This window comes from Nocardia sp. NPDC052254, from assembly GCF_040679495.1.
GTDB lineage: Bacteria > Actinomycetota > Actinomycetes > Mycobacteriales > Mycobacteriaceae > Nocardia.
In genome coordinates this window covers 250,260-274,305 of sequence record NZ_JBFAUW010000009.1, presented here as the reverse complement: position 1 = coordinate 274,305, position 24,046 = coordinate 250,260, and the positions used below count along the sequence as shown (strand labels likewise).

General features: G+C 68.3%; 23 protein-coding genes and 1 pseudogene. 8 read left to right on the top strand and 16 right to left on the bottom strand.

Going from position 1 to position 24,046, the window contains the following annotated elements:
* Positions 1–29: 29 nt before the first annotated feature.
* Positions 30–2,105, bottom strand: a complete 2,076-nt coding sequence (locus tag AB0L57_RS23055; RefSeq protein ID WP_364965631.1) for a glycosyltransferase family 39 protein — start codon at positions 2,103–2,105, stop codon at positions 30–32.
* Positions 2,106–2,149: 44 nt separating this feature from the next.
* A complete protein-coding gene (locus AB0L57_RS23050) occupies positions 2,150–2,644 on the bottom strand; it encodes a hypothetical protein (RefSeq protein ID WP_364965628.1) in 495 nt (164 codons plus the stop codon).
* 318 nt (positions 2,645–2,962) lie between these two features.
* Here AB0L57_RS23050 and AB0L57_RS23045 point away from each other — a divergent pair, with 318 nt between their 5' ends.
* Positions 2,963–3,178 carry a hypothetical protein gene (locus tag AB0L57_RS23045; RefSeq protein ID WP_364965625.1) on the top strand — a complete coding sequence of 72 codons (216 nt, stop codon included), beginning with the start codon at positions 2,963–2,965 and terminating at the stop codon, positions 3,176–3,178.
* A 20-nt stretch (positions 3,179–3,198) separates the two neighbouring features.
* On the opposite strand, the gene AB0L57_RS23040 is transcribed toward AB0L57_RS23045, so the two are convergent.
* From AB0L57_RS23040 to AB0L57_RS23025, 4 genes are all read right to left on the bottom strand, one after another.
* Positions 3,199–4,893, bottom strand: a complete 1,695-nt coding sequence (locus AB0L57_RS23040; RefSeq protein ID WP_364965622.1) for an AMP-binding protein — start codon at positions 4,891–4,893, stop codon at positions 3,199–3,201.
* 34 nt (positions 4,894–4,927) lie between these two features.
* Complete coding sequence (locus AB0L57_RS23035; protein WP_364965619.1) at positions 4,928–5,479, bottom strand: nuclear transport factor 2 family protein; 552 nt, start codon at positions 5,477–5,479, stop codon at positions 4,928–4,930.
* A gap of 70 nt (positions 5,480–5,549) precedes the next feature.
* Positions 5,550–6,695, bottom strand: a complete 1,146-nt coding sequence (locus tag AB0L57_RS23030) for a helix-turn-helix domain-containing protein (protein ID WP_364965835.1) — start codon at positions 6,693–6,695, stop codon at positions 5,550–5,552.
* Between the two features lie 162 nt (positions 6,696–6,857).
* Positions 6,858–7,592: an SDR family oxidoreductase gene (locus tag AB0L57_RS23025; protein ID WP_364965616.1), complete on the bottom strand. Its 735-nt coding sequence runs from the start codon at positions 7,590–7,592 to the stop codon at positions 6,858–6,860.
* A gap of 100 nt (positions 7,593–7,692) precedes the next feature.
* On the opposite strand from AB0L57_RS23025, the gene AB0L57_RS23020 reads away from it, so the two are divergent.
* The 4 genes from AB0L57_RS23020 to AB0L57_RS23005 are packed head-to-tail and all read left to right on the top strand — an operon-like array spanning position 7,693 to position 10,780.
* On the top strand, positions 7,693–8,310 hold the full coding sequence (locus AB0L57_RS23020; protein WP_364965613.1) for a TetR/AcrR family transcriptional regulator: 618 nt from the start codon (positions 7,693–7,695) through the stop codon (positions 8,308–8,310).
* A 29-nt stretch (positions 8,311–8,339) separates the two neighbouring features.
* Positions 8,340–9,284: a prolyl aminopeptidase gene (gene pip, locus AB0L57_RS23015; RefSeq protein ID WP_364965611.1), complete on the top strand. Its 945-nt coding sequence runs from the start codon at positions 8,340–8,342 to the stop codon at positions 9,282–9,284.
* Between the two features lie 31 nt (positions 9,285–9,315).
* The gene (locus AB0L57_RS23010; RefSeq protein ID WP_364965609.1) at positions 9,316–10,407 is read left to right on the top strand and encodes an aminoglycoside phosphotransferase; all 1,092 of its coding nucleotides are present in this window, start codon (positions 9,316–9,318) and stop codon (positions 10,405–10,407) included.
* Positions 10,408–10,465: 58 nt separating this feature from the next.
* The gene (locus AB0L57_RS23005) at positions 10,466–10,780 is read left to right on the top strand and encodes a hypothetical protein (RefSeq protein WP_364965606.1); all 315 of its coding nucleotides are present in this window, start codon (positions 10,466–10,468) and stop codon (positions 10,778–10,780) included.
* A 55-nt stretch (positions 10,781–10,835) separates the two neighbouring features.
* Here AB0L57_RS23005 and AB0L57_RS23000 read toward each other — a convergent pair whose 3' ends face one another.
* From AB0L57_RS23000 to AB0L57_RS22990, 3 genes and pseudogenes are all read right to left on the bottom strand, one after another.
* Positions 10,836–11,687 (bottom strand): 3-hydroxybutyryl-CoA dehydrogenase, encoded by an 852-nt coding sequence (locus tag AB0L57_RS23000; RefSeq protein WP_364965833.1) that lies wholly within the window; start codon positions 11,685–11,687, stop codon positions 10,836–10,838.
* A gap of 188 nt (positions 11,688–11,875) precedes the next feature.
* Positions 11,876–13,072, bottom strand: a complete 1,197-nt coding sequence (locus tag AB0L57_RS22995; RefSeq protein ID WP_364965830.1) for a glycosyltransferase — start codon at positions 13,070–13,072, stop codon at positions 11,876–11,878.
* 165 nt (positions 13,073–13,237) lie between these two features.
* Positions 13,238–13,489, bottom strand: a pseudogene (locus AB0L57_RS22990) (GNAT family N-acetyltransferase); the annotation flags it as partial.
* A 217-nt stretch (positions 13,490–13,706) separates the two neighbouring features.
* On the opposite strand from AB0L57_RS22990, the gene AB0L57_RS22985 reads away from it, so the two are divergent.
* Positions 13,707–14,918, top strand: coding sequence for a hypothetical protein (locus AB0L57_RS22985; protein WP_364965827.1), 1,212 nt, complete (start codon positions 13,707–13,709; stop codon positions 14,916–14,918).
* A gap of 64 nt (positions 14,919–14,982) precedes the next feature.
* Here AB0L57_RS22985 and AB0L57_RS22980 read toward each other — a convergent pair whose 3' ends face one another.
* Complete coding sequence (locus AB0L57_RS22980; RefSeq protein ID WP_364965603.1) at positions 14,983–15,945, bottom strand: DUF5996 family protein; 963 nt, start codon at positions 15,943–15,945, stop codon at positions 14,983–14,985.
* 58 nt (positions 15,946–16,003) lie between these two features.
* Complete coding sequence (locus AB0L57_RS22975) at positions 16,004–16,849, bottom strand: NmrA/HSCARG family protein (protein WP_364965600.1); 846 nt, start codon at positions 16,847–16,849, stop codon at positions 16,004–16,006.
* 254 nt (positions 16,850–17,103) lie between these two features.
* Between AB0L57_RS22975 and AB0L57_RS22970 the strand changes: the two genes are divergently transcribed.
* Positions 17,104–17,436 carry an antibiotic biosynthesis monooxygenase gene (locus AB0L57_RS22970; RefSeq protein ID WP_364965598.1) on the top strand — a complete coding sequence of 111 codons (333 nt, stop codon included), beginning with the start codon at positions 17,104–17,106 and terminating at the stop codon, positions 17,434–17,436.
* Between the two features lie 133 nt (positions 17,437–17,569).
* On the opposite strand, the gene AB0L57_RS22965 is transcribed toward AB0L57_RS22970, so the two are convergent.
* The 5 genes from AB0L57_RS22965 to AB0L57_RS22945 all read right to left on the bottom strand — a co-directional run bounded on the left by AB0L57_RS22965 (position 17,570) and on the right by AB0L57_RS22945 (position 22,184).
* Positions 17,570–17,764 (bottom strand): ferredoxin, encoded by a 195-nt coding sequence (locus AB0L57_RS22965; RefSeq protein ID WP_364965595.1) that lies wholly within the window; start codon positions 17,762–17,764, stop codon positions 17,570–17,572.
* Positions 17,765–17,778: 14 nt separating this feature from the next.
* Positions 17,779–18,999, bottom strand: coding sequence for a cytochrome P450 (locus AB0L57_RS22960; protein WP_364965592.1), 1,221 nt, complete (start codon positions 18,997–18,999; stop codon positions 17,779–17,781).
* A gap of 96 nt (positions 19,000–19,095) precedes the next feature.
* On the bottom strand, positions 19,096–19,710 hold the full coding sequence (locus AB0L57_RS22955; RefSeq protein ID WP_364965589.1) for a TetR/AcrR family transcriptional regulator: 615 nt from the start codon (positions 19,708–19,710) through the stop codon (positions 19,096–19,098).
* Between the two features lie 129 nt (positions 19,711–19,839).
* Complete coding sequence (locus AB0L57_RS22950) at positions 19,840–21,186, bottom strand: family 1 glycosylhydrolase (RefSeq protein WP_364965586.1); 1,347 nt, start codon at positions 21,184–21,186, stop codon at positions 19,840–19,842.
* Between the two features lie 140 nt (positions 21,187–21,326).
* Positions 21,327–22,184: an SDR family NAD(P)-dependent oxidoreductase gene (locus AB0L57_RS22945; protein WP_364965583.1), complete on the bottom strand. Its 858-nt coding sequence runs from the start codon at positions 22,182–22,184 to the stop codon at positions 21,327–21,329.
* A gap of 329 nt (positions 22,185–22,513) precedes the next feature.
* On the opposite strand from AB0L57_RS22945, the gene AB0L57_RS22940 reads away from it, so the two are divergent.
* Positions 22,514–24,037 (top strand): AMP-binding protein, encoded by a 1,524-nt coding sequence (locus AB0L57_RS22940; RefSeq protein WP_364965580.1) that lies wholly within the window; start codon positions 22,514–22,516, stop codon positions 24,035–24,037.
* The last annotated feature ends 9 nt before the right edge of the window (positions 24,038–24,046 follow it).

Genomic DNA, 24,046 nt, shown 5'->3' with positions numbered 1-24,046 from the left:
TTCACGCGCCGCGCCGGGCCTTTCCGTGATCAGCCGTGGTACCCGGTCAGGGGGTAGACCGTGGCGGTGTCGATGTGCTGCGCGGGGAAGTTCGCGGTGACCCAGTCGGTGATGTCGGTATGCCGATTGCGTCCGTAACCGCCCGGTCCGCCGGTGTTCGCACCGTTCTCCGGCGCAGGCACCGCACCGGCCGCCGCCGGCTGCCGGGCCGTCGCACGGCCGTCGACCGCACCATGATCGCGGGCGCTCGATCCGGGGGTGCGGGGGGCGGCGCCGGTCTGGTCGCCGGCATCCGGCGCGCCCTGGTTCCGGCCGTCGGCCTGCACGACGTAATAGGCGACCTTCCCGTCGCGCACATCGGCCTGGAATTGCGCCAGCGTCGGAGCGGGATCACTGCCGGAGAACCCGCCGATGGCCATCACCGCCCTGTCGCTGGCCAATTCGAGCCCGGCCGCGGCGGATGAGCCGTTCGTCGCCGCGGCCCACGTGGCGTTCGTCCCCTTCAGCATCGCCGCGAGCTGCGAATTCGGCCGGCTCTGGCCGATACCGCCGCGCCCGCCCGCCTGCGCGGGACCGACGGTCGGTCCACCACCGGAGTGCGCGGTCGCGACGGTGACGAACGAGTAGGCCGCCGCCCCCGCCAGGCTTGCGACCAGACCGGCCGTCAGGACGACCGCCGCGAGGTGGCGATGCGCGCGATGAGTCCGGGGCACCGTGAGCGCGACCGCGGCGGCGATCGTCACCACCAGGATCGACCAGCGCAGTTCCGGATGCCAGGCGCTGTTGCGATGCAGCAGAACGAAACTCCACACCCCGGTGAGTGCGAGCAGCGCGGCCGTGCCGAATCGGCCGAAGGTGGTGTCGCGCCGATGCCACATCTCGGCGACGCCGATCGCGAACATGCCGGCGACGGCGGGGGCGATCGACAGGCAGTAGTACGGGTGGACCATGCCGTTCATATAGCTCAGCACGCCCCCGTCGATGATGATCCAGCCGCCGAAGACCAGTGCGCCCGCGCGCATCCGATCGGTCCGCGGCGCACGCCCCCGGGAAACGAGGACCAGCACGAACGCCAGCAGGGCCGCGGGCAGCAACCAGCCGATCTCGAAGCCGAATTCACCGGTGAACAGTCGCTGCACGCCGTGCACCTGACCGCCGAAACCGCCGAAACCGGGATGGTCGCCCGCCGCCGCGTGCGCGGGTGCCGCCGCGGGGGCGTTGCCACCCCCGCCACCGTGATTGCGTCCCAGCACCCGCGCGAACCCGTTGTAACCGAGCACGAGATTCATGAAGTTGTTGTCGGTCGACCCGGCCAGATAGGGCCGGCTCGACGCGGGCCACAGCAATGTCAGCACCACATACCACCCGCTGGAGACCACGAGTGCGGCCAGTGCGCCCAGTAGTTGCAGCAGCCGGGTGCGCAACGGATTGGGCGCGGCCACCAGATAGGCCAGCCCCAGTGCGGGCAGCACCATGAGACCTTCGAGCATCTTGGCGAGGAAGGCCAGGCCCAGCGCGGCGCCGGCCAGCACCAGCCACCTCGTGGAGGCGCGCTCGAGCGCGCGAACGGTGGCGTAGGCGGCGGTCATCATGAGCAGCACCATGACCGCATCCGGGTTGTTGAACCGGAACATCAGCGCCGCGACCGGTGTCAGGGCCAGCGCGGTGCCCGCGAGCAGCGCCATCGCCGGGTTGCCGGTGATCCGGCGGACCGCGCCGTAGAGCAGAGCGACCGCGGCCACCGCCATCAGCGCCTGCGGGATCAGCATGCTCGCACTGGAGAAACCGAAGATCCGTCCGGACAGGCCCATCACCCATTGGGACACCGGGGGCTTGTCGACGGTGATGAAATCGGCCGGATCGAGCGATCCGAACAACAGCGCTTCCCAGCTCTTCGAGCCCGCCCACGCCGCGCCGGCATAGAACTGATTACCCATTCCGTCGACGGTGATGTTCCACAGGTACATCACCGTCGCGGCGATCAGCAGTGCGGCCAGACCGGCACGTTCGGTGGCGCTACGGCTGCCCGCGGCACCGGTTGCCGGACCGGCGGGCTCTGGTGGGACCACCGATGCGTGGTCGACGAGTGTTGTCACGGTTCCCATTGAGCCCAATGGAGTCCACAGCTACCTGTGAACGAGCAGTGAGCTCAGTGAGAGGCCCGGCCCGCCTGCCCCCGGGGCGCCGCCGCCGGGACGCGCCGGCGCGGCCGCTCCCCCGGTACGAGCAAAGCCAGGATCGCGACGACCAGCCCGCCGCCGAACAGGTACAACCCCCAGGTCCCGGAGAGCAGATGCCGGTAGTCGTCGCGCAGGAGGTCGCCGAATCGCTCGTTCAAGCGCCACGCGGGAACGGCGAGCGCGGCCACCCCGGCCAGCACACCGAGCCAGCCCAGAATTCGCGAGCCGAACAGTCCGGCCAGCAACATCACCAGGGCCACGATCAGCAGCACCACGGTGTAGGACTCGCGCAGCTGCGGCGCCTGCGCCTGCAGTCCGTCGAGCGGTATTCCGGTGGCGAAACCGTCGCGGATGTCGGTCAGCCGGATGTGGCGGACCTCGACGATGCCGATGAACGGACCGAAAGCGCCGATCGCCATCGCGACACCACAGGCGAACAGCACCAGATGGACCATAGTGCGCATGACTCCACGGTATGGCCAGTGGAGCCCCGATGCAGCGACTCGCACCCGATCGTCGCCGTGTCGGTACGAAATCGTCCGAAACCGTTGCGCCGCACCTCATGAACCGGCGCCCGCGTTCACCACCTGGACGCCCGTTCGTCACACGTTGCGGGTGAGCCCGGGCCGTACGGGTCGATCGGGGCGTCCGCGCCCGGCCGAACCGGCCGGGTCCAGATCATCCCGATCGGATGAAGCGGGCACCGAGACGCGCGGACCAGACTCGGCGACGAGGAAAGCCCCAGCGGCCGCGCGCGCCGGCGACGGAGAGGCAGGCCCGATATGCCGAAGGACATTCGATACCGGTTCGTCATCGAAGGCGAGCTGTCCGAGCGCGCCCTGGCCGCCTTCCCCGATCTGAATCGCAGCGAGATATCCACCGCCGGTACGACCACACTGTTCGGATCGATGCCCGACAACACCGCCGTGCGGGGCGTGCTGGCCCGCGTCGACGCGCTGGGACTGACCCTCATCGAGATGTCGCGGCTGCCCGACTGAGCGGCGGGCGGAGGTCGCGTTCACAACATGCGCTGCCTGCCGAAGGCCGCGAATTCCGACTCCAGCGCCTGCTGATCGGCCGCGCTCATGAGGTGGTACTCCGGTGCGCCGCGGCCGATCCACCGATACACCGGTTCGTCGGTGCGCCAACCCTGTTGCTGGAGTTCACGCTTGAGCACCTTGTTGGACCCGGTCACCGGTAGATTCGCCGAGACCCGCAGCAGGCGCGGGGCCCCCTTGCTCCCGAGATCGTCCTGGGTGGAGAGAAATTCGGCGAACTCGCGCACATCGAAGGCATCCGGATCGGCGACTTCCACCGCGGCCATGACCTGATCACCCGAGCGTGGATCGGGTACCCCGAACACCGCCGCCGCGACGACGCGGGGATGACGACGCAGCACCTGCTCGATCATCAGGGTCGAGGTGTTCTCGCCGTCGACGCGCAACCAGTCCCCCTTGCGGCCCGCGAAGTACAGGAACCCGCCGGTATCGATGTAGCCCAGGTCGCCGGTCCAGAACCAGCCGTTGCGGATCCGCTCGGCATCGGCGGTCTCGTTCTTGTAATACCCCTCGAAGCTCAGCGCGCCGGCCTTGTCGACCATTTCGCCGATCGCGTCGTCGGGATTGCGGACCCGGCCGTGTTCGTCGATTTCGGCGGGGGCGCAGTCGCGCAGGGTATCCGGATTCACCACCGCGACCCCGGCGTGGGCGGGCCGGCCCAGAGCTGTGGGCGGGGCCTGCGGGTCCAGCGCGGCCAGATGCGCACCCTCACTGGATCCGTATCCCTCATACAGTTCGGCACCGAAGCGGCGGCGGAACTCCGCCTGATCGGCCACCGACGCCTCGGTTCCGAAGGCCCGCACCAGACTGGTGTCGGCGTCGAGCGGGGTCTCCGGGGTGGCGAGCAGATAGCCGAGGGCCTTGCCGACGTGGGTGAAGAAGGTCGCGCCGAAGTACCGGACATCCGACACGAAACCGGATGCCGAGAACTTCGGGGTCAGGCACACGGTCGCGCCCACCGACAGCGCCGGTGCCCACAGCGCCATGATGGCATTGCCGTGGAACAGCGGCATACAGCAGTAGTCGACGTCCTCGCGCACATGACCGAACTTCTCCGTCGCGGCGTAGGCCATCACCGCGAGGCGCCGCTGGGTGCAGCGCACCGCCTTGGAGGTGCCGGTGGTGCCGGAGGTGAACAGCAGCAGCATCAGCGCGTCCGGTCCGGCGCAGGACGCGGGTTCGGTGCGATGAGCCTCGATCCGCGCCCGGTATCCGGGATCGTCGACGACGAGGAACCGATCCTGCGCCAGCCCGGTGTCGAGCTCCCGCAACCGATTCATCCCCGCGGTGTTGGTGACGATCAGCTGGCAGTCCACATATCGGATGTCGGCGGCCAGCTGGGGGTTGCCCCGGGTCGGATTCAGCCCGGCGAGTGTCGCGCCCGACAGCGCCGCCGCACCGAGCCAGAAGACGAAGTCCGGCACATTGTCCAGCAGCACGCCGATGTGGAACGGGCCGTCGTGCCGCAGTGACCGCGCCAGCTCCGCGCGAGCGGCCGACTCGCGAGCCACCTCGTCCCAGGTCCAGTCGGTATCGCGGGTGCGAAGGCCGAGCCGCTGGTCACCGAGCCGGTCGAGCAGCATGGTCGCGATATCGGCCCGTCGCTCGCCCAGGATTCCGTCCGGGTGGTGTGGGTGTTGTGGGGTGTGCGTCATCAGTCTCGCCTTCCGTGATCCGATCCGGGCCGCCTCACGCGCCCGCGTGCACGAGTTCGATGTATTCGCCCGGCAATTCGTCGAGGGTCAGTTTCCGAATCTCCACCGGGCCCGAGTGATAGGAGTCCTCACCCCGGATACGGCCCTCGGCATCCACCGGCCACAGCAGCAGCTGACGGAAGACCACCAGGTAGTCGGCGGCCGGATCGTCGACCGGGATGCCGATTTGCGCCGCATAGGCGCCCGGATAGATCTGCTTCAGGTATCCCTCGGTCACCACGCAGTCGTCGTCGACGACCACTCGATCCAGCGCGTACTCGAGGATGTTGCTGCGGCTGGCGACGAAATCGGAATAGTAGGTCCGCACACCGTCGCGGCCCTTCGGACCGACATCCTGCCCGGCGTTCCAGAAGTGATAGGCCGGTTCGGGAACCAGGGTGCGCATGAGGCCGTCGAGATCGGGGGCGGCCTCGGCCTTCATATGTTCGATGACGATGCCGAGCACCTGGCGGTGCCGCTCGTTCGTGGTGCCGGCCAGGCGCTGTTGCAGCGGTGCCCAGGTGTTGGTCGGATCGATGACCGCCATGGTGAGACTCCTTCTCGTTCACCGGTTTTCGCGAGTGCCCGTTCATCGTCACCGAGCACGGTGATCCGGATCACCCGACACCCGTCGCCGGAAACGGCCCGTCCTCCCGACGGGTGTCGGATCCCTGTCGACGCGCATCCGCCAGGTCCGGAGTGCAGGCCAGCTCCGCCGAGGACAGCGCGACCCGGCGCACCATGAGCACCAGGGTCGCGGTGAAGCGATCCAGCGCCTGGTCCACATCCCATCCCATGACGGCCTCGACCTGCGCGATCCGCGCGGCCACCGTGCTGTGATGCAGATGCAGTTCCGCGGCGGTGCGCCGCAGCGAGCCGAAGACGCAGAATGCCTCCAAGGTGTCGACGGCCACCGCACCGGATTCGGTCCCGGCGAATTCGTTGATGCGCACCACATCCGAGGTGCCGAGCAGCCTGCCCACCGGCAGTTCGCCGAGCAAGGCCAGCGATCCGAGGCGTTCGTAGGCGATGACGCGGCGCCCGTGCCAGGTCGAGGAGGCGAAGTGCAGAGCCCGCCGCGCCTGCTCCCACGAGGTCGCCGCGGCCGGTGCGGCCAGCCGCTCCCCCATACCCACCCAGGGCCCGGAAGCTCCGCGGCGACAAGCCGGGAAGTCGTGCACCACAGCGGAATTCAGGACATCCGACAATTCACGACCGTCGAGATGCTCCTGGATCAGCACGGCGGTGACCGCCCCGACGACCGCCGAGCGGATCACCGGCACGCGGCCCGCCACGATCCGTACGGCATCGACCGCACCCGGCCCCGTCACCGCCAGTACCCGGATCGGCCGGCCCGGATCCACGCCCAGCAGGCGCATCGCGCGTACTCGATCCGCACGCCGCTGTTTCTCCGAGAGCACCACCTCGAGCAGTGCCGGATCGTCGAGCCCGGTCGGCGCAGCAACCGGAACACGGGCCGCCGCGACCCGCAGGCAGTGCCGCACGCGAGCGACCACCAGGGAGTCGAGCGAATCGACGTCCCCGGCTCGTTCCAGCCACACCGCGGGCTCGGCGCCGGACACCCCGGGTGGCGCGGCGGCCGCCGGAAGCAATCGGCCCGCCGCGTCGTAGCGGATCACCGTCCCCGACGGCCAGCGCGCACCCGCCGGACATTCGGCCAGCAGCGCCGCGGCGCGAATCACGGTGTCGGCGTTGGCATCGGACTCGGCGAGGCCGTCGAAATAGTCGATCAACCGCAGCATGGCAGCGGGGTCGGACGCGAGATCGTCCCAGCGCAGCCGATCCGCCTCCGGCTCACCCATGCGCCACCTCCACCTTCCACCGGACTGTCGACCAGCGTCGCAGGAGTGTGCCCGGTCACAGCCGAGTTCGGCCGATCCCTCCCACTGGGTGGTACGCGCGACTCACGCGATGGCGCCGTTGGCGAACAGGGTCTGGCCGTCGACCCACCGGCCCGGACCGGCGAGAAAGGCGACGGTCTCGGCGATGTCGTCGGGGGTCCCGAGCCGTTGCAGCGGCGACTGCGCGGCGAGGCGGTCGACGGTCTGCTGGTCCTTGCCATTCAGGAACAGTGGCGTCGCGGTGGGACCGGGCGCCACGGTGTTCACGGTGATGTCACGACCGCGCAGTTCGCGCGCCAGGATGAGGGTCATGGCCTCGACCGCGCCCTTACTGGCGGCATAGGCGGCGTATCCGGGAGTCTGCAGCCGGGTCACCGAGGTGGAGAACATGATGATCGCGCCGCCGGACCGGACGCGTCGTGCGGCCTGCTGGGCAACCACGAAGGTGCCGCGAATATTGGTGCGATGCATACGATCCAGCGCGTCGAGGTCGAAGTCGGCGACCGGCCCCAGGACCATCACCCCCGCGGTGTGGACGACGACGTCGATGCCGCCGTACGCGGACTCGACCGCATCGAAGGCCGCCGCCATCGCCTGCTCGTCGGCCACGTCCGCGCCGATCGCGAGTGCGTGCCCGCCCGCCGCTTCGAGTTCGGCCACGATCTCCTCGGCCGCGGCCTTGTTCCCGGAGTAGTGAACCCCGACCGCCACGCCGTCGGCAGCAAGCCGCCGCGCCACCGCGCGGCCGATTCCACCGGAAGCCCCGGTCACGAGTGCGGCACGCGAATATTCGGTCATGATGCTGCCTCCCGGCGATTAATGAACGTACAGTCCATATAAGCAGATTGTGGACGCTGCGTCCATATGTCACGGTGTACGGAGAGGAACGGAGGTCCGGATGCCGGAGCAGGACACGCCCCGGGCGCGGCGCGGACGGGGACGCCGCCCCGCCACCGAGGTGCGCGCCGATGCGGTGGCAGCGGCCGGTGAGTTGCTGTTCGAGTCGGGTATGGGCGCATTCACCATCGAGGCGGTGGCCGAGAAGGCCGGGGTGAGCAAGACGACACTTTACAAATGGTGGCCGTCGAAGGGGGCCCTCGCGCTCGACGGCTACTTCCACGCCGTGGAATCGACCCTGGCCTTCCCCGATTCCGGCGATATCGAGGCGGACCTGACCGTCCAGTTGCACGCTTTCGTGCATCTGCTGACCCGGACCAGGGCCGGGCGCGTCATGGCCGAGCTCATCGGCGGTGCGCAGACCGACCAGGACCTGTCCGCGGCACTGCTGCAACACTATTCGGATCCGCGCCGGGCCCTCGGCGTGGCGGCGGTGCGACGAGCTCAACAGCGGGGACAGATCCGATCGGACGCCGATCCGGAAGTACTGATCGACCAACTGTGGGGAGCGTGTTATCACCGGCTGCTGCTTCCCAGCCTCCCGTTGACCGAGGAATTCGCCACGGCACTGGTATGCAATCTGATGCGGGGTGTGGCCACGGGCGCCGGCGGTCGCTGATCGGCGCCCGGCGCCGATAGGGTGGGCGCGTGCGATTCCCCCCGATCGAGCCCCACGCCCACGGCCTGCTCCCCGTCGGTGAGGGCAACGAAATCTATTGGGAGACATCCGGAAACCCGGCCGGTAAGCCCGCTCTTCACTTGCACGGCGGGCCGGGCGGCGGCATGTCGAGTGGATACCGCCGCGATTTCGATCCCGAGAAGTACCTGATCATCGGGCTCGATCAGCGCGGATGCGGGCGCAGCCGCCCGCTGGTGAGTGCGGATCCGATCACCCTGGCGAACAACACAACTCAGCATCTGATCGCCGACATCGAAGCGCTGCGCACACATCTCGGCCTGGACCGCTGGCTGGTCTTCGGCGCCTCCTGGGGCACCACCTTGGCGCTGGCCTACGCACAGGCACATCCCGGCCGGGTCACCGAGATCGCGCTGATGGCGACCACACTGACGAATCCGGAAGCCGTCGAATGGATCACCGAAACGGTGGGGCGACTGTTCCCCGTCGAGTGGGACGCCTTCCGCTCGGCCGCCGCCGCGGCGCCCGGCCGGCGCCTCGTCGACGCCTACCACGATCTGCTCGGCGACCCCGACGAACAGGTGCGTACCCACGCGATCGAGTCCTGGATGGCATGGGAGCGGGCGCACATCACGATGGGCACGAAATACCCACCGCGCCAGCGTGATTCTCGGGAGTGCGAGATCTTCGTCCGGCTGGTGGTGCACTACTGGCGGCACGGCGCGTTCCTGCCGCCGACGGCGCTGCGCGAGGGAATCAGCACTCTGCACGGGATTCCCGCGGTGCTCGTCCAGGGCAAGCTGGATGTCAGCGGCCCGGCCGCGGTCGCCTGGGAACTGCACAAGGCCTGGCCGGGAAGCCGGTTCATCCTGATCGAGGACGAGGGCCACGGCGGCCCGAGGATGACCGAGGCCCTCTGCGCCGCGATCGACGAATTCGCCGACGGCCGCCATTGACGCCTCATATGAGTGAGCACATACTTTTTCGATGAGTGATCGGGGCGGCAGGCGCGAGGTGCCGGACCTTCGGGTGCCCGCCGACTGGGCCGAGGTCACGCCGGAGTGGATGACCACGGCGCTGCGCCACGATCATCCCGATGCCGAGGTCGCCACGGTGCGCCTGGTCTCCCGCGATGACGGAACCAATCGGCGCGCACGGTTCGAGCTCACCTACCACCACGGGTCGGGCCCCGGCCGGGTCTTCCTCAAAGCCGAGGGCGCACATCGAGAGGTGCACAGCCGCAACGGGAATCTGTTCAACGAGCCACTGCTGTTCGCCTCCGGCGTACCGCTGGAGGTGGAGCACGCCCGGGTGCACGCCGCGGTGATCGACCGGCCCCGGCTCGATTACGTCCTGGTGATGGAGGATGTGACCGGCCGCGGTGGCGATCCGCGCGATGCCACCCGCCCGCTGACCGTGCCACAGGCGGCCGGCGCGGTGCGTGCGCTGGCCCGGCTGCACAGCCGCTATTGGCAATTCGATCCCACGACCACCCGCGGGCTCGACTGGGTGAACACCTGGGCGCCGACGGCGGGTTTCCAGGCCGGACTGCGCACATATGTCCCGACCGGATTGGCACGGGGCGCCGACCGGCTGCCGGACGCGGTGAGCGGTCACGACGGCGACGCGATCGTCGACCTCTGGGCACGCTATGTCGCTGTGCTGCACCGCGATCCGGTCACCCTGCTGCACGCCGACGCGCACATCGGCAATCTGTACGTCCTGCCCGACGACGAAGTCGGATTCCTGGACTGGCAGGTGGTGCGCCGCGGCGCGTGGTCACAGGACGTCGGCTACTTCCTCATGGGCGCACTCACCGTCGGCGATCGGCGCGAGCACGAGACCGCACTGCTGGCAACGTATCTCGATGCCCTCGAGGTCCCGGCCGGCACCCGACCCACCTGGGACGACGCCTGGCTGCACTACCGAGCCTGTGCGGCATACGGTTCGGCGATCTGGTTGTCGACGCTCGGTACCGACGGTTATCAGCCGCGTGAGGTGTCGCTGGTCCTCGCGCAGCGATATGGCACCGCCTTCGCCGACCTCGGCACCGAATCGGCGCTCGCCGCCCTCGAATGATTCCCGGCGTCAGCGTGTTGCAAATGTCCAGCTATCGAATGTGGCAGGGTGCGAATTCATGAAACGCACACTGCTGGGAACAGTCCTGGTCGGCGCCGGAATCGCACTGGCGGGTGCCGCCACCGCACCCAGTGCCACCGCCTACCCCGTCGGCCCCTGGGGCGTGGAGGGGCCGTGCGCGGGCCGGGCACCCGACCAGTGCCCGATGAGCCCCTCCGCGGACGGCCTGACCTGGGCATGGCACGGCGACGCCTGGAACTACGACAAGACCGGACACCTGGTCTGCATGTCCAGCGACTTCTACTGCGAACCTCTGATGGCGATCGTGCGGTCGCTGCCGCCGACGCCGATCGGGTCCTGGATCAACCCCTGATCCCTCGCACCGAACGACACGGCGACGCCCACCCGGGCGTCGCCGTGTCCGCGGATCAGCGGCCGTACTCGTAGAACCCGCGGCCGGTCTTGCGGCCGAGGCGACCCGCGTCGACCATGCGGCGCAGCAGGGCCGGGGGCGCGAAGTGGGGTTCGGCGAATTCGGCGTACAACGACTCCGAGGCGGCCAGCGCGATATCGAGGCCCACCGTGTCGAGCAGGGTCAGCGGGCCCATCGGGTATCCGCAGCCGCCCTTCATCGCCGCGTCGATGTCCTCGGCGCTCGCGTAGCCGGAGTCCAGCATCCGCACCGCCTGGCACAGGTACGGGATCAGCAGCGCGTTGACGATGAATCCGGAGCGGTCACCGGCCTGCACAGTGGTCTTGTTCAGGGTGTTCTTGGCGTAGTCGGTGACCGCGGCGGCCGTCTCCGGCGAGGTGACCAGTGTCGAGATGATCTCCACCAGCGGCATCACCGGCACCGGATTGAAGAAGTGCACGCCGACGACCTGCTCGGGGCGCTGCGTGGCACCGGCCACCTTGATCACCGGGATCGAGGAGGTGTTGGTGGCGAGGATGCCGGCCGGCTTCACGATCTTGTCGAGTTTGCCGAAGATCTCGTACTTCAGCGACTCGATCTCCGGGGCGGCCTCGATGACGAGATCGCGGTCGGCGAACTCCTCGATATCGAGAGTCACCCGCACCCGCGCGATCGCGGCGTCGGCATCGGCCTGGCTGATCTTGCCCTTGCTCACCCCGCGCGATATCGAGCCGGCGATGCGCGTCTGCGCGGCCTCGGCGAACTCCGGGGTGGTCTCCAGGACGAGCACCTCGCTCCCGGCCTTCGCGCACACCTCGGCGATTCCCGCACCCATGGTTCCGCCACCGATCACACCGATCAGCTTCACAGTCGTCTCTCCCACCATCTCGATTTCGACTTGTCCGCCGATCATTATCGCTGTTCGGGTAGTTGGAACATGCCGCGGGCGAAGCGCAGGAGGTGTTCACGCAGGTCGCGGTCGTCCAGATCGACCACCATCGGGTGCCCGGCCGCGCCACCGATCTGACCTGATCACGGTCACACCCGACGCATCCGCTATCCGATGGCCTCGATCAGCAACTTCGCCGCCACCGTCGCACCGTCGGCACGGATCAGTCCGGCGACCTCGATCGCCCGTGCGCGGGTGGCGGACGCCAAGGCGATATCCAGAGCGTCGGACAGCGATGCCGGATCGACAGCGCTGTCCTCACATACCGAGCCGATACCGAGGGCGGCCACTCGGCGCGCCCAGTACGACTGATCCATCATCAGCGGTACCAGCACCTGCGGTGCGCCGGCACGGGCAGCGGTCGTCGTGGTGCCCGCCCCACCGTGGTGGACGACGGCGGCGACCCGGGGGAACAGCGCCTGATGGTTGACCTCGCCCACGGTGAAGCAGTCCGAGCTGTCGTCGAGCGATCCCAGCCCGGCCCAGCCACGGGACAGGAGTACCCGACGGCCATGTGCGCGGACCGCATCGATCACCGACCGGGCGATCTCGTGGCGCACCAGCATACTGCCGAAACCGACGTAGACCGGCGGCGTCCCCGCATCCAGGAAGTCTCGCAACCCGGCGGGCAGGCGACGATCGTCGGGAACGATCCAGGCCCCGGTCTGCACGACGTCCAGATCCGGCGACGACGGCCACGGCCCCAGCACCGGATCCGCCGCCAACCACGGCCGATCGGTGATGACATGGTCGCGCACGCCGCCCGGCGGTGCGAGCCCGAGCGCCGCCCGGCGGGTTTCCATCGTCACGCGGTACTCCGCATCCCATCCCAGCGCGTCGATCTCCCATTGCACGCGGTTGCCGATTTCCGCGGGGGCGGCTCGCTCGCCCGGCATCCGCGGCATCGGCGGATGATGGGGCGAAGGCAGGCTGGTGGGCTGGTAGCTCACGAACTGGTAGTGAATTCCCCGCTTCTCCGCTGCCGACCGCGCCGCGATCTCACCGATACCGGTCGCGACGACCGCATCGCATCCGGCGGCCGCCGCGGGAACGGTGTCGAACTGTGCCGTGGGCCATTGCTCGGCGTGGTCCGACAACTGCGCGGGCGAGGCCCACACGCCATCGGAACCGGGTGTCGGCGGCCCCACCGGCACGAGCGGCACCGCGAGTTCGGCGCAGCGCCGCTCGAAGTTCGGGGGTGCGCAGATCCGCACCTGAACTCCGAACTCCCGCAACGCCATTGCGAGCCCGAGTGCCGGCTCGAGATCGCCACGCGTCCCGCTCACCGACAACAGCACCCGCACGACACCACTCCTCGCCTCGTCTATCGGCGTCGACCGTAGCCGGAATCGCCACGGTGATGGTCGCGCCGTCCCCACTGGTGACGATCGACACCGAGGGCCACGGTTTTCTCGTCGCTGTCGTCGGTCGATCGCGGGAATCCGGACTTCTCCAGATCGCACGGACGCGGGATTCGAGAGCTCCACATTCGCGAACACGACATCGGCTTCCATTGTGGCGAAGCAGCATTCGGTCAATCCCTGTACCGCCTCGGGCGCATGGCCACGGCCGCGCCGCGACGGCACGATGCCGTACCCGATTTCGAGCACACCGGCGCCGGCCGGCCGGAACCAGCCGATCGATCCGACGACCAGCCCGCTGTCGCGCTCGACGATGAGCCGATGCCCGGCGCCCGCGACCGGATCGAGTTGCGGCAGCATACCGGCGACGACCCGATCGCCCTCGGCCGGGAAGCCACCGGCCCAGTCCGGGGCACGCGCACGGCCCGGCCGGGCAAGCGCGCGCCTCGATCATGGCCGCGACGGGGCCGGGCTTCACCCTCGGCGGGTGATCCCGGCCCATTCGCGGCGGGACGACGATCGCGGGGTGCCGCATGCTGCCGCCTCCTCCCGATCGGTCACTCTCCGGATCCTCGGCATGATGATCGTCCTGCTGAGCACCGGGTTCTTTTCGGTTCCGACACCGGCCTACGCCGCCCCCGGCGACTCCGCGTTGTGCGCGTGGCGATTCATGTCGAACAGCACGATCCTCGATGTCGCTTTTCCGGATGCCGATGCCACCTACTGGGTGTTGCCGTTCGCCCTCGGGCGCGGTGATTCCATCGAGCTGTCCGGGACCTATCCCGCCGCGCGATACTTCTCGCTCAACACCTACGGCACGAACTTCGACACGGTGGACACCCTGCGGGACAACCAGATCCTGCCCGATCCCGGCAGCGGTAACCCGTTCGCCGAGCCCGCCGCGGCCGACAACCCGGCGGCACAGCGGCACTGGCACGCGACACTGGTCACCGGCCCCGCCGACCACAGCCGCAACCAGATCCAGGCGCTGCCCACGTCACAGGCCGCGCCGGTCGGGTTCCTCATCATCAGGGTGTACGTACCGACGGACCCCGACTCACTCAGCGGCGGTGTGCCGCTACCCGATGCGACACTCGAGCTCGCCGGAGCCACCATCGCGAGCCGGCCCTGTGCTCAGGTCTTCGATCCGGCCGCCTATCCGGGCCCGATCGCCCAGGCCGCGACCGCCGGATTCGACCGGATCGTCGCGGGGGCGGCGGCAGGAGCGTTCCCCGGCAACGTTCCGGAGGCGACCTTCGTCAATCCGGCGAGCACCTCCGGCCTGTTTCCCAACGGCGACAACAAGTACATCGGCGCGGGCCTCACCTACCAGCCGGGGCGTCTCGTCGTTGTACGCGGTAAGGCCCCGGACTTCCCCGACTCGCGCGCGGGGCAGTCCCCCGCCGACCCGGACCGCCAGGTCCGGTACTGGTCGATGTGCCAGAACGACCTCGTCAGCCCCTACCCCGTGGTGGGTTGCGCAGCCGATTTCCGCACCGTCCTGGACGCGAACGGCTTCTACACCTACGTCCTCGGCGCCCCCGCCGACCTGCCGCCGAACCCAGGACCGGCAGTCACCGTTCTTCCCTGGGGCAGTACCGAAGTGGCGAAGAAGGTCCTGTTCCTGCGCTACATGCTGCCGAGCCCGCGCTTCTACCCCGAATCCATCCAGGCATCGCAGGACAGCGGAAGCGATCCCGCGGTCACGATGGGCCCGTATTACCCGAGGGCAACCTATTGCAGCGCAACCACATTCGCTGCCCAGGGCGCGGCGGGATGTTTCTCATGAGGTCTCCCGGGCCGGAATTCGGCAGGATGGGCGGTGTGCCCGGCGTTGATCCGAGCGCGCCGGGTCAGCGCAACGACCACGGCGCAGCGGCTCGCCTGTCGGACCATCGTCGCGGATCGCACTCGAGGACGTTTCGATTCCACTGGCCGAGTTCGGCCGCGGCCGCATAGGTTTCGGCGAGGAACTCGGTCACCGCGGCATTCGGATCGTTCGCGGTGCGCACCGCCTCGTAGGGCAGGACGAACTCCCCCAGCTCGGCGGCGTAGGTGGCGCCGGGTACCCGCAGGCGACACTCGCGGTAGCCTTCGGGCTCGGGATAGGAGTAGGCGTAGAATGCTCCCTCCTCCCCGCCGCCGGGCCAGAATCCGCAACTGCTGAGCTCGTGGGAGTAGCCCTCCACCATCACCCAGTCGGCACAATGCGGTGCGCCGCCGCCGTGTTCGGGCGCGGTCCGTCCCGAGAACCGGGTGCAGGCCAGATCCATGGCGCCCCAATAGAAATGCACCGGACTGGATTTACCGGTGAAACCGGAGCGGAATTCGTCGAGCAGCCGGTTGGCATGCACCAGCTGCCGCCAGAACGTCTGCGCGGAGTGTGGATCGTAGGAGGTGTGCCGGGTGTCCTCGGCGAAGGGAATCGATGGGTCGACTTCATTGGGCCGGCCCTGGATCCGCGTCTCGAGCCCCAGGCCGTCGAGAGCTCGCATGGTTTCGGAATAGAACTGCGCGACCGATTTCGGCTCGAGGGCCACGGTGCGGGTCTCGCCGCTGTCGGCACGGATCACCAATCGGTGTGCGAGGAAATCGAATTCGATATCGAAGAGCCGGTCCCCGTACGGGATCGCCGATGTCGTCAGCCCGCGTGGGCTCACATAGAGGGTGACCTGCCACCAGTGGTTCAGCAGCGGAGCGTGTGCGAGACGGACCTTGCCGACGATCTGCGTCCACATGTGCAAGGTCTCGCGCGTATCGGTCCAGTCCGCCACGCGCAGCCGCGGCCATGCGGTGGTCGAATTCGTCTGTGCCATATCGATATTCCCTTCGTCACCGGCAGCGATCGGGGGGGCGTCGAGGGTGCGCCCGGAGTCAGGGGGCGAAGGTTCGTCGTGCCCAGTCCCGGAAGGATGTCCACTCGATCTGCGGATTCGCGCGATGCAGTGCGTCGATGTCGACGCGATAGCCCTCGCCGTTGAGGAATGTCCACATGGCGTGCATATCGGCATTGCCGATCGCGTCGAGGGACGTCTGCCGGTGGACGACGGGGCGGCCCAGGGCGTCACCGATCGCGGCGGCCATCTCCGCCGGACTGGGGGCGTCGCTCGCCAGTTCGATGCGTGCACCGGCGAACGTCGCGGGGTCGTGCAGAACGTGAGCGACGAACTGTCCCAGATCTTCTCGCGCGAGCTGCTGGAGCGGCCGGTCGGTGGGCAGGGGCAGTTCCAGCACACCGTCGAGCAGTTCGCCGCGGCCACCGAGCGCATTGTCGAAGAAGTACGTCGGGGCCACGATGGTCGCCGGCAGTCCGCTGGCGGTGAGATCCCCTTCGATCACCGCTTTGCTCTCGAAATGCGGAACCCGGGTGTTGCGGTCCGCCGAGGCCACCGAACTCAACACCAGATGCGGCACCCCCACATCCGCGGCCGCACCGATGATCGCCCGGCCCTGCTGGACCTCCGCATCCTCACCTGCTTCGAACGGCGTCGTCACCGCGAATACGCCCGCGGTATTCGTCATCGCCACCGCCAGCGCGCCACGGTCGTCCAGCGATCCGCGCACCAGTTCCACACCCCGCTCACCGAGCCGCGCAGCCCGTGAACTTCGGGTGTCACGCACCATTGCCCGCACCGCCACACCGCGAGACAGCAATGCTTCGGCAACAGCCCCGCCCTGTCCACCTGTTGCACCGAGCACCAGAACCGGAGAATCTGTCACAGCACTCCAATCCGAAACGAGGAGTCAGAGGGACCAGTTAGCTACGGTATCGCAACCCCTGAAACCAGGATGAGGTTCGGCGGCAGTCCGATGCCATCGCAGCAGCACCGAGGTCATCGGGTCGCGGCGCGGTACCTCGTCCGAGCGGGTCGGTTCGGTTCTTCGCGGCCCGTGCTGCCGGAGCGGAGACCCCGGCGCTCCTGCGTCGAGCAGTACGCTGAGCAGCAGAAAGCGACCGGCGAAAGGGCGTGCGCGTGTCCAGTTCGAATTTGTTCAGCGTCTTCGGGCGAATGACCGCGTTGCCCGGTCGGCGCGAGGAGGTGATCGCACTGATCAAGGAGTCGGCGCGCGCGGGCGGCGACGACAGCGGTCTGCTCACCTACAGCATCAATACCGCTCTGGACGACCCGGACTCGATCTGGGTGACCGAGCTGTGGACCGACAAACGAGCACACGACGCGACCACCCGCTCCGCGGCGGTCGTAGCGGTGACCCAGCGCTTTCTCGAACTTCTGGCCGAACAACCCGCAGGTTATTACGGCCACGCGGTCCACGTTCAGGGCCGAACATCCGACGGCGCACTCTGACATCGCACCGGATCACCTCACCGGCCGGTCGTGCCGTCGATCGGTTCGCGCAGGATGTCGGCGTGCCGGGCGCTGTGCTGTCGCGCGCGCCCGGCTCGACGTCGGGCCTCGATCCCCGGCGGCCCTCCGATCGCTATCCGGGCGCGAGCCGGATCGCGGCCGCCGGGCAGAGTGCGGCCGACTCCTGGACGGCCTCGAGCTGATCGGCATCGGGCCGCTCGCTGAGCAGTGTCACGAAGCCGTCGTCATCCTGATCGAACACCTCGGGTGCGGTCAGCACGCATTGGCCCGATCCGACGCACATGGGCCGGTCGACTTCCACATGCACGGGAGTCTCCCCTCTCACCACAGGACCGGAACCCGATCCACACCGCCGGTCACGCGGTGGGATTGGACCCGGAGTTCGTCCACGCCGACGGCAAGGCGCAGGCCGGGGAACCGGCGGAACAGCGCGGGGAACACGATCCGCAGCTCGGTCCGCGCCAGATTGGCACCGACGCACACGTGCATTCCGTGCCCGAAGCTCAAGTGCGCGTTGGGCTTTCGATCGGTACGGAATTCCCGGGGATCCGGGTACACCGACTCGTCCCGGTTGGCGGCGTCGGTGTTGAGCAGGACGAGATCACCGGCGGCGAGTGTGACTCCGCCGATCTCGACATCCTCACGCGCGTACCGCAGCAGCCCCGGACCGGCCGATGGCGCGGCCAGCCGCAGAATCTCCTCCACCGTCGGCTGCACCCGCCCGTCGGGATCGGCGACGAACCCAGCGCGGCGATCGGCATCGGACAGCAACCAGAGCACACCGAAACTGATTCGGCCGGAGGTGGTCTCGTGCCCGGCGAACAACAGCCCGGCCGCCAGCTCGGCCACATCGGCGTCGGTGAACGTGGGGTCCTCTTCCTGCATGGCGACGACGTCGGAGATCACGTCCGGTCCCGGATTCGCACGTTTGGCAGCGGCCAACCCGGCGGTGTATTCCTCGAGTTCGGCCCGCGCCGCCCAGGCGTCCGCGCCGTCGTACATCGCGGTCATCCGCTTGGACAGGTCACCGAACAATGTCCGGTCCTGCGGCGGCACCCCGAGCAGTTCACTGATCACCAAGGCGGGCAACGGAAATGCCAGCATGCGGTTCAGATCCACGGGCTGTCCCGGATCCGCGTCCTGCGCCGCCTGCATATCGTCCAGGCAACGCGCGGCCAGTTCCTGGATCCGCTCGGTGAGCCGCGTCATCCGCCGGGCGGAGAACGCGGGCACGAGCATCTTGCGCAGCCGCTGATGGTCGTGGGCCTCGGTGTTGTAGTCGCCCCTGGGGCCGCCCGCGATCGCGGCCTGCGATACCTTGGCGGCCGTCTCGGGAGTGGGGTGGCGGCGACCGAACCGGGGGTCGCCCAGGATCTGTTTGACCTCCGCGTACCCCATGACCAGCCAGGCCGGATCTCCCGCCGGACTGGTCACCCGGGTCACCGGCGCCTGCCGGCGTAACTGCGCGTACTGCGGCGGGACCTCCAACGCGTGGGGACGGTCGAACGGCAACCGCGGTGCGGAGTGGACGGTACCGGTCATGGATTCTTCCTCACTATCAGTGATTACTCGTATCCGATCAGTGCACGAACAAGCCCGCGCGGCACCGGCGAACCGGTCCGCCCACGCGGTGGGGAATCAACCGGTCATGGTGGTGCCGCCCTGCGGAATCCCGGCGCGCAACTGCCCGAGTCCGGCCCGGACCACATCGGACAGACACCTCGAGCCGTCACCCGCGGACCACACCTCGAGCGACATCCGCACCGTCATCCCGGCCGCGGCGGCCAGCAACCGGGTGGGCAGGTCGCGCTCGGGGTCGGTGCCCATGCGCTCGGCGATGGCCTGCGTCAACTGCCACGACGTGCGGTCGATCGAGGTCAGATGCGCGGCCAGGATCGACGGATTCTCGCGCCCCGCGCGCAACACCATCGCCACGTCCGCACGGCTGCTCACCATGGTCGCGACGATGTCGGGCAGTACCGCGGTGAGCACATCCCACACCGGCTCGTCCGCCGGTCGGCCCCGCACGGCCTCGGCGAGCGATTCGACGTGCCGGATCGACGCCTCGACGATGGCCTCCTCCACCGAGAAGAAGTAGTTGCGGAAGGTCCGCCCGGACACCCCCACGATCGCCGCCACGCTGTCGGGGCTCACGGCCTGCAGACCCTGATCCAGCATCAGCGCCCAGGCCGCCTGACTCAGCGCGGCGCGCATCGCTTGCTTCTTGCGCTCTCGCAACCCGGGCGACGTCATGCCTCCATGGTCATGCAATATTTCCAATCTGGCAATATTTCAATTGTGGAACTGTTTGCGCGGGCAGGTGATTCGCGCGAACGCGATGTCCGGTGCCGATTCGCGTCGGGCAGTGGTCGATTGGCGTGGCTACGAACCGGCGACCGGGCTCAGACAGCTGGCCGGCGGGTCGACGAAGATGCACAGTGACGGCGCCCGGGTGGGGCGATAGCCGCCGGGCACACCGCCCGCGGCCACGATCTGCGCGTAGGTGCCGACGGCATCGGTGGGGCGTCGCGTGAGGGACGGGTCGGTGCGCACGTCGACGGTGTAGAGACCGAATCGCGGTGTGTAGCTGCCCCACTCGTAGTTATCGGTGAGACTCCAGTAGTTGTAGCCCATCACGTTCATACCGTCGGCCTTCGCGCGTTGCAGCCAGTAGACGATGTCGCGGAGATGGTCGCTGCGGGTGTAGCCGTCACCGCGGGGCAGGCCGTTCTCGGTGGGCATTCCATTCTCCACGACATACAGGGGTTTCCCCGGAAGACGGCGTGAATAGTGCTGCAGCGCATAGTAGACCCCCTCGGGCCGCAGAGGCATGTCCCACAGACGCGGGCCCGGCAGGTTCGGCAGCGCCGAGCCGGTGGCGCGCCCGATCGCACTATACAGCGACTGCGCCGGGTCGAAGCCGAAGTAGTAGTCCACGCCGACGTAGTCGAGCCGGGCGGCGATCCGGTCGATCAGCTCACCGTTGACCTGATCCTCGGCACCCGCGACGTATCCGACGTTGGCGGTCACCTGAGCCCCGGGCTGCCGCTGGTGGATGTAGTCGTAGATGGCATTGTGCGCATCCACGACCCCGGTCAGCATCGCGCCCGCGTCCGCACCCGACTCGCGAACCTCGTTCTGGATGTAGGCGACGGGCTCGTTCACCGTGACCCACAGCGGATTACGTGCGGAGTAGCGGTCGACGACGGCACGCATGTTGGCCAGCCAGTCTCCGACCATCCCCGGATTGCGCCAGCCGCCCCGATCGGCCTCCCAACCCGGATACACCCAGTGGTCGAGAGTGATCATCGGCCGCATCCCGGCCGCGGTGATGGCATCGACGACCGAATCGTAGAAGCGGAAGGCGTTCTCGTCCCACACACCGGGCGCGGGCTGCAGCCGGGCCCATTCGACCCCGACCCGGAACACGCGCATGCCCATATCGGCGGCCAGCCGGATGTCGGACCGGTAGCGATCGACGAAATCGACCGAATCCTGCAGTGGTTCCTTACCGGGGTCCCGCGCGATGTACCGAGTCCAATTGCTGTCGGGCGCATGCCCTTCGGACTGGAATCCGGAACTTGCCACACCCCACAGGAACCCGGCGTCCAGCGAAGAGAGGGCGGCCGCGCGCGCAGGTGGCGCGGCCAGCGCCGGAGTACCGGCCAGCAACACCGACGCAACAGCGACGAACACGGCCGAGGCATTCCGAGAAAACCGGGATCGCATCAATTCAGGGTAACCAACGGGCCCCGGCCCGCGCTGCGGATCGGCCACCACAACGACATCACAGCAACGACTTCCGTGGTCGGCGTTCTCATGACGGCCGCCACCGGGCACCACCGAAGCCACCACTCGATACCGGCTCGCTATGACGCCGCGGCATCCTCGTCGAAGGCCATCGCAACCCGCGACAGCGTGCCACCATCGGTCGTCGGTACCGTCAGGCCCGACAGATAGGCCGATTCGTCGGAGGCCAGGAACAGGGCGACGTTCGCGTTGTCACGCAGGCTCGGTGGCCGATTCAGCTTCAGCGGAATGGGGGAAACCGCCGGATCCCAGGGGCCGGCCACTTCCTCGTAGGACCGCCCCACCACCGGCGCGCCGGTCGGAGCGAGGAAGTTCGGCGACATCCCGTGGGTCGGGGCGATCGCGTTCACCCGGATGCCGTACTTGCCGAGGTCCAGCGACAGTCCACGAACCAGGCCGTTGACCCCGGCCTTGGTCGCGCTGTAGATCGCTGCCGCCGGATAGGCGACCAGGGACGCGGCCGACGAGGTCGCGACGATCGTCCCGCCGCCGTTGCGGCGCATGGCGGGGACAGCCGCCTTCGCGCAGTAGAACACACCGCTGAGATTCACCGAGACGACCCGCTGCCAGTCCGCGTCGGTGAGGTCCTGGAACTCCACCTGTTCACCACCGGCGACGGTCGGCACGCCACCGCGGGAGATGATGCCGGCGTTGGCGAACATGATGTCCAGCTTGCCGAAGGCACCCAGCGTCGTCTCCACACTCCGCGTGACCGCGGCCTCGTCGGCCACATCGGCCACGATCGCGCATGCGGTGCCGCCTTGCCGTTCGACGAGTTGCACGGTGTGTTCGGCGCGTTCGGCGTCGATGTCGACGACGGCGACACGAGCGCCTTCCGCGGCGAAAAGCTGGGCGCTCTCGCGTCCGAGGCCGGATCCGGCGCCGGTGATCAGTGCGACTTTGCCATCGAGTCTCATGGGAACTCCAGGTGCATTCAACGAGTGTCGGAAAGATACGAGACGGGGCGACTCCGACAGCGCGGGAAAAGAATCCGGTACGCGATGGGAGATCGACACCCTCATGGAATGAGCGAAGAACGCTCTGCCGGAACAACATATGTCAGGTCGGCGCCCTGGTCAACGCCCGACTACTGCGTGCTGAGTATTTGCCAGATCTGGATATCGCAAACTCCCCCTTGCGTCATTAACCGATAGCCTTTAGATTAACGACCTGTGACCCACGCCGCATCGGCGGCGCGAGACGCACAGCAGCCAGAGCGCGTGCGTGTCCCGTTTGGAGTGTGAAAATGGCTGGTACCGTTGTCGATTCGCTACTGTGGTGGTCGCACATCGCACCCGATCGCGAGGCGATCGTGTTCGAAGACGATCGCGTCACCTACGCCGAACTGAATTCCTGGGCGGACGCGGTCGCCGCCGACCTCCGCGGCAAGGGGGTGAGTCCGGGTGATCGGATCGGTATCGTCGGAAAGAACTCGCCGGCCTGGTGCGCCGCCGCCCTCGGAGCGCTAAAGATCGGCGCCATCGCCGCGCCGTTCGCGCACCGTCTCGTACCGGCCGAGTTCGCCGCACTGGTGCAGGATTGCGCGCCCACCGTCGTATATGCCGACGAGGAGCTCGCACCGCGGCTGGAAGCCGTTCTGGCCCAGGGGTATCGGTTCGACCTGCGGCTGCTCGAACATGCGGTGGCACCGCTGCGCGCCGGCGGGGCGGAACCGGCCCCCCTACGCGATCCGGACCTGTCCGAACCGGCGATGATCGTGTTCACCAGCGGCACCACGGGCCGGTCGAAGGGAGTGGTGTTCGACCACGCCAACTTGACCGCCGTGACCCACGAATGGTCGCTGATCGAATCGGTCCGGCCCGCGGAGTTCCGCCCGCTGGTCGCGTTACCACTGTGGACCTGCGCGGGAATGGTCTGGGGTATCGCCCGGACGATCGTGCACGGCGGAACCATGTTCCTGCTGGCGCGACTGGACGCGGAGCCCGCACTGCGCACGATCATCGAGCACCGGGTGACCACCGTGAACGGTCCCCCGATTCTGTTCGAACGGATCGCCGGCGCGCGAGGTTTCGCCGACGCCGATCTGAGTCACATCACGACCGCGCATGTCGGCGGCGCCCCGGTACCCGTCACACTGCTGCGCGCGTGGGAACGGCAGGGAGTATGTCTGCGCCAGATCTACGGGCAGACCGAGATCGGTGGGACGGCCACCGCGAACCCACCCGAATCGGCGGCGTCGAATCCGGAGAAGTGCGGCCGGGGCGGCATTTTCACCCGAATCCGGGTCATCGGCCCGGACGGGACCGACCGCGCCCCTGGCGAACCGGGCGAGATCGTGCTGCGCGGTCCGGGCATGACACGGGGCTACTGGCGCAACGACGCGGCGACCCGATCGACGATCGTCGACGGCTGGATCAGAACCGGTGATCTGGGCGTACTCGACGCGGCAGGCAGTCTGACCTTCGTCGACCGGATGAAGGACATGATCATTTCGGGCGGTCTCAACATATCCCCGGCCGAGATCGAGCGGACGATCCTCGCGATCCCCGGCGTCGAGGAGGTGGCGGTGATCGGTGTCGAGGACCCGAAGTTCGGTGAGACCCCGGCCGCTGTCGTCCATCCCCGCGGTGCGCTGACCGCCGGAGAAGTCGTCGCGCACTGCAACGAGCACTTGGCCGACTACAAGGTGCCGCGCTACGTCGTACTTCTCGACGAACCGCTACCACGTATGTCGAGCGGCAAGATAGCCAAGCGTGAACTGCGAACCCAATATTCCGATATCGCACAGCGATACGAAAAGGTTCGCTGAGACCGGAGT

Excerpts from the sequence above, each read along its gene's own strand:
- AB0L57_RS23055 (WP_364965631.1), bottom strand. The coding sequence starts at position 2,105 with ATGGGAACCGTGACAACACTCGTCGACCACGCATCGGTGGTCCCACCA.
- AB0L57_RS23050 (WP_364965628.1), bottom strand. The coding sequence starts at position 2,644 with ATGCGCACTATGGTCCATCTGGTGCTGTTCGCCTGTGGTGTCGCGATG.
- AB0L57_RS23045 (WP_364965625.1), top strand. The coding sequence starts at position 2,963 with ATGCCGAAGGACATTCGATACCGGTTCGTCATCGAAGGCGAGCTGTCC.
- AB0L57_RS23040 (WP_364965622.1), bottom strand. The coding sequence starts at position 4,893 with ATGACGCACACCCCACAACACCCACACCACCCGGACGGAATCCTGGGC.
- AB0L57_RS23035 (WP_364965619.1), bottom strand. The coding sequence starts at position 5,479 with ATGGCGGTCATCGATCCGACCAACACCTGGGCACCGCTGCAACAGCGC.
- AB0L57_RS23030 (WP_364965835.1), bottom strand. The coding sequence starts at position 6,695 with ATGCTGCGGTTGATCGACTATTTCGACGGCCTCGCCGAGTCCGATGCC.
- AB0L57_RS23025 (WP_364965616.1), bottom strand. The coding sequence starts at position 7,592 with ATGACCGAATATTCGCGTGCCGCACTCGTGACCGGGGCTTCCGGTGGA.
- AB0L57_RS23020 (WP_364965613.1), top strand. The coding sequence starts at position 7,693 with ATGCCGGAGCAGGACACGCCCCGGGCGCGGCGCGGACGGGGACGCCGC.
- AB0L57_RS23010 (WP_364965609.1), top strand. The coding sequence starts at position 9,316 with ATGAGTGATCGGGGCGGCAGGCGCGAGGTGCCGGACCTTCGGGTGCCC.
- AB0L57_RS23005 (WP_364965606.1), top strand. The coding sequence starts at position 10,466 with ATGAAACGCACACTGCTGGGAACAGTCCTGGTCGGCGCCGGAATCGCA.
- AB0L57_RS22985 (WP_364965827.1), top strand. The coding sequence starts at position 13,707 with ATGATGATCGTCCTGCTGAGCACCGGGTTCTTTTCGGTTCCGACACCG.
- AB0L57_RS22980 (WP_364965603.1), bottom strand. The coding sequence starts at position 15,945 with ATGGCACAGACGAATTCGACCACCGCATGGCCGCGGCTGCGCGTGGCG.
- AB0L57_RS22960 (WP_364965592.1), bottom strand. The coding sequence starts at position 18,999 with ATGACCGGTACCGTCCACTCCGCACCGCGGTTGCCGTTCGACCGTCCC.
- AB0L57_RS22955 (WP_364965589.1), bottom strand. The coding sequence starts at position 19,710 with ATGACGTCGCCCGGGTTGCGAGAGCGCAAGAAGCAAGCGATGCGCGCC.
- AB0L57_RS22950 (WP_364965586.1), bottom strand. The coding sequence starts at position 21,186 with ATGCGATCCCGGTTTTCTCGGAATGCCTCGGCCGTGTTCGTCGCTGTT.
- AB0L57_RS22945 (WP_364965583.1), bottom strand. The coding sequence starts at position 22,184 with ATGAGACTCGATGGCAAAGTCGCACTGATCACCGGCGCCGGATCCGGC.
- AB0L57_RS22940 (WP_364965580.1), top strand. The coding sequence starts at position 22,514 with ATGGCTGGTACCGTTGTCGATTCGCTACTGTGGTGGTCGCACATCGCA.